The 412-nt window shown below is 61.9% G+C and carries 1 pseudogene; it reads left to right on the forward strand.

Features of this window, described 5'->3' with window-relative positions:
- A pseudogene (locus tag M3225_RS29140) lies at positions 1–412 on the forward strand (4-hydroxy-2-oxovalerate aldolase); the annotation flags it as partial.

Below are 412 nucleotides of genomic sequence, written 5' to 3' on the forward strand. Positions count from 1 at the left end.
GCCATGCGATCCGTCATCAATACAGCGTCGACCATGTCAGGGCGATTGCCGCGGCGCTCGACGATGCCGGCGTCGACAGCATCGAGGTTGCTCATGGGGACGGGCTCCAGGGATCGAGCTTCAACTACGGATTCGGCGCTCACACCGATGTCGAATGGATTGCGGCGGCGGCGCAAAGCGTCAAGAAGGCGAAGATCGCGACGCTGCTGATTCCCGGCATCGGCACGACCCATGATCTCCGGCATGCGTTCGATGCCGGCGCACGGGTCGTACGCGTGGCTACGCATTGCACGGAAGCCGATGTATCCCGCCAGCATCTCGATTTTGCTCGTGAGCTGGGTATGGATGCGGTGGGGTTCCTCATGATGAGCCACATGACCACCCCGCAGAAGCTGGCTGAGCAGGCGAAGAT

This window comes from Priestia aryabhattai, from assembly GCF_023715685.1.
In the GTDB taxonomy this organism is placed as follows: domain Bacteria; phylum Bacillota; class Bacilli; order Bacillales; family Bacillaceae_H; genus Priestia; species Priestia aryabhattai_B.